The sequence below is a fragment of the Pseudomonas sp. genome (assembly GCF_028293835.1).
GTDB lineage: Bacteria > Pseudomonadota > Gammaproteobacteria > Pseudomonadales > Pseudomonadaceae > Aquipseudomonas.
Genome location: NZ_JAQGNX010000169.1, coordinates 1 through 3,737, shown reverse-complemented (window position 1 = coordinate 3,737; position 3,737 = coordinate 1). Strand labels below are relative to the sequence as shown.

Genomic DNA, 3,737 nt, shown 5'->3' with positions numbered 1-3,737 from the left:
GTGCAGCGACATCGACCCACACCAGGAAAATACTACCCATTAGCACGCAAGCAGGCAGCAATCGCCGGTGTTCGGCGCCCACCAGACGTCGAGCTACATGGGGCACCATCAGGCCGACGAAGCCAATCGAGCCGCTGATGGAAACCATGACCCCGGTCATCAACGAGGCGATTAAAAACACTTTTATCCGCACGTTGCGTGCGTTCAGGCCCAGGGTCACGGCGGTTTGCTCACCGGCCATCAACCCGTTCAACGCGCGAGCCATGGCCAGTAATAAAATCAAACCGATCAATACGCTCAGGGCCGGAATGCCCAGCAGCTCCCAACGGGCCAGACCCAGGCCGCCGAGCATCCAGAACATTACGGCCGAACTGGCGCGATGGTCGCCCATGAACAGCAGCAAGTTGGCCAGTGCCATCATCACGAACGACACCGCGATGCCGCACAGCAGCAAACGGTCGCTGTCCAGACGACCTCGGCGGTTGGCGATGGCAAGCACCATCAACATGCTGCACAGCGCGCCGATGAATGCTGCAAGTGGCAGCGTTAACAGCCCAATCACTTCACCGACATGCAGCACCACGATTACTGCGCCCAGGGTGGCGCCGGAGGTCACGCCCAATAAATGCGGGTCGGCCAGAGGATTGCGGGTCACCGCTTGCAGCACTGCGCCAGTCAACGCCAGGCCGGCGCCGACCAATGCGCCGAGGAGCATTCTTGGCACGCGGATCAGCCACACGATGTGTTCCTGTCCGGCGCTCCAGCTCGGCACTTGCGGGCCAAATCCGAATAGCTTGTGCAAGAGGATCTGCCAAACGATCTGTGCGGGCACCGGCGCCGCGCCAAAACCCAGGGACAACACGCAGGACGCCAGCAGCACAAGGCCCAGACCGAGGATTAGCAGGGCATAAGCGCGGCGCCCGGTCACAGCGCCTGGCCGTGAAAGCCTGCTGCGAGGGTTTCGATGGCGTCGATGTTGTCGATCCCCGGCGTGGCGGCCACGTAGGGAATCACGATGAAGCGCTGGTTGCGGATCGCGTCGATGGATTGCAGCGCCGGGTGGGTCAGTAGAAAGTGTTTTTTCTGTTCAGCGGTGACTTCGCCGTAATCGACGATCACGATGACTTCAGGGTTACGCTCCACCACGCTTTCCCAGTTGACCCGTGTCCAACTGGCGTCGACGTCGTCCAGCACGTTGCGTCCGCCTGCTGCTGCGATCAGCGCTTGGGGCATGGCCAGGCGGCCCGAGGTCATGGCTCGGTCTTCGCCACTGTCGTAGAGAAATACCCGCGGACGGTCGGCGGGTAAGCTGGCCGTGATCGTCGCAACCCGTTTCTGCATCTGCACAATTAACTGATTGGCGCGGTCCTGGACGTCGAATATTTTTCCCAGGTTGCGCAAGTCGTTGTACATGTCATCCAGGCTTGCCGCTGGACGTTTCATCACAAACGCGCAGGATTCAGTCAGCTCATAGACTTTGATTCCCAGCGGGGCCAGGGTCTGCGGGGTGAGGTCGCCGCCAACCCGCATGCCGTAATCCCAACCGGCAAAAAAGAAGTCGACGTTGGCGCTGAGCAGGGTTTCCACCGACGGGTATTTGCTCGCCAGTTCTGGCAAGCCGTCGAGGATCTTCGCCATTTGCGGCGTCACGGATTTCCAGCCGCTAATGCCGCTATAGCCAACCATGCTCGACTTCAAACCGAGGGCGAGCATCATTTGTGTCATGTTGATGTCATGGCTTAACCCGTGCTGCGGCGCTTGGTCGAAGGTGACGTCGCGGTTGCAGCTTTGCACCGTCAGCGGGTAGTGCGTGGCTTCGGCTGAAGCCTGGGCAACGATTGACATCAGGCCGAAGGTAAGGCTGATGCGCAGGAACAAAGACGAGGTCATGGGAGAGTGATCCAGGTAATTCGCGGGTAGCCGCAAAGCGGATGGGTGTCGACCAGCGCCTCGACGCCAAACACATCGCGCAGCAGTTCTTCGGTAAGGACTTCTGCGGGTGTACCGCTGGCCACAATGCGACCGTGATCGATAACGTAGAGGCGGTCACAAAAGGCAGCAGCGAGGTTGAGGTCGTGAAGGCTGGCCAACACGCCAATGTTCAGGCGTTTGATCAATTGCAGCAGTTCGATTTGATAGCGCGGGTCGAGGTGGTTGGTCGGCTCATCGAGCATCAGCATGGTCGGTTGTTGGGCAAGAGCGCGGGCGAGAATCACGCGCTGCTTTTCGCCACCGGACAAGGTGGGGAATCCGTGGTCTTCGAAGCCGTGCATGCCCACCGAAAGCAGCGCATCGCGGGCAATTTGTCGGTCTTCCAGGGTGTCGCCTTCGAACAGGCTTTTATGCGGAGTACGGCCCATGGCGACCACTTCCTCGACGCTCAGGCCAAAGGCGTCAGGAAACTCTTGCAGCACCACGGCGATCCGTTGCGCGCACCAGCGTGGCGACTGCCGCCAGATATCGACGTCGCCCAACAGCACCTCGCCCGTGGCCGGTCGGTTGAACCGATAAGCACAGCGCAACAGGCTGGTCTTGCCGCTACCGTTGGGCCCGATCAGGCCGACGAACTCACCGGCCGCCACACTCAACTCCACCTCACGCAGCTGGAACTGATGATGGCAATGCCCATGGCCCAGGGGCGACCAGGCAAGATGGGTGAGCGTGAGTTCGGTCATGGGTTTCCTATGGGGTAAAGATGTCATCTGTAGGAGGTTGGGCGACCGGTTCCCGGTCGAATCGCAGCCTTCGGCAGCTCCTACGAATTCCTGGCAGGGCGCTGAGTCCGGGTAATTCGCGACAACACCAACCAGTCCAGCGCCCAGACAGCCACCAGCGAAATGCCTACCAGCGGAAACGCCAGGCCCAAGCCAACCATGATCACGATGGCGGTTTTCCAGCGGGGCAGGTCGTGGCGCAGCGGCGGTACACCAAGGCCGCCTTGTGGGCGACGTTTCCACCACATCACCAATCCGCTGACCGAACTCAGCAGCACCATGAGGCAGATCAACAGAATCAGCAGTTGATTGATCCAGCCGAAGAACTTGCCTTCGTGCAGCATCACGCCCATTTCCGTCGCGCGGGAAACGTTGCTGTAGTCCTTCCAGCCAATATCGGCCAGCACCTTGCCGCTGTATTGATCCACATGCAGCGTGGCATCGTTGCGAGGATCATCGGCAAATACCGCGATGGTAAACACGCCATCGGCAGTGGTTGGCGCGGTGATGCTATAGCCCGGCTCAACGCGGCGCTCGGTAGCAATGTTGACCACTTGTTGCAGCGACAGCGTTGGCGCCGCAGGCATCGACATTGCGCCGCCGTGGTTCATGTGTTCGGCATGCTCGCCTGACACCGGCATCGGCGTATTTTCCAATGCCCACGGCACGGTTTGGCGGGTCGGCGTATTCAGTTCGCCGGCCTGTTTAGTTGATTTGGGCACGTCGTTCCACATGGCCGCCGGGAAGGTGTTCCAGACATCGGCAAACTGTTTGCCCCACACGCCGGTCCAGGTCATGCCGCTGAGCAGCATCAACAGCAAAAATAGCGCGCCCCAGAAACCGGTCACTGCATGGAAGTCGCGCCACAGCAGCCTGCCTTTACTGTTCAAGCGTGGCCACAACACCCCAGCCATGGAGGCGCCGCGCGGCCACCATAAATACAAACCCGAGATCACCAGCACGATGGCCCAACCGGCAGCCAACTCCACAATGCGGTCGCCGACTTTGCCAATCAGCAACTTG

At 60.3% G+C, this 3,737-nt stretch carries 4 protein-coding genes; all 4 read right to left on the bottom strand.

The window, feature by feature from the left end; genetic code table 11:
- Positions 1-928: iron ABC transporter permease (locus tag JWR17_RS22610; RefSeq protein WP_299834998.1), on the bottom strand; the 928-nt coding region annotated here is incomplete at its 3' end.
- Positions 925-1,845: an ABC transporter substrate-binding protein gene (locus JWR17_RS22605; protein WP_299835000.1), complete on the bottom strand. Its 921-nt coding sequence runs from the start codon at positions 1,843-1,845 to the stop codon at positions 925-927. The genes JWR17_RS22610 and JWR17_RS22605, both read right to left, overlap by 4 nt.
- A 41-nt stretch (positions 1,846-1,886) precedes the next feature.
- Complete coding sequence (locus JWR17_RS22600) at positions 1,887-2,675, bottom strand: ABC transporter ATP-binding protein (RefSeq protein ID WP_299834996.1); 789 nt, start codon at positions 2,673-2,675, stop codon at positions 1,887-1,889.
- 80 nt (positions 2,676-2,755) lie between these two features.
- Positions 2,756-3,737, bottom strand: a 982-nt coding sequence (locus JWR17_RS22595; protein ID WP_299834994.1) for a PepSY domain-containing protein, incomplete at its 5' end; no start/stop codon positions are given.

Coding starts and splice junctions, on each gene's coding strand:
- JWR17_RS22600 (WP_299834996.1), bottom strand. CDS start 2,675: ATGACCGAACTCACGCTCACCCATCTTGCCTGGTCGCCCCTGGGCCAT.
- JWR17_RS22605 (WP_299835000.1), bottom strand. CDS start 1,845: ATGTCAATCGTTGCCCAGGCTTCAGCCGAAGCCACGCACTACCCGCTG.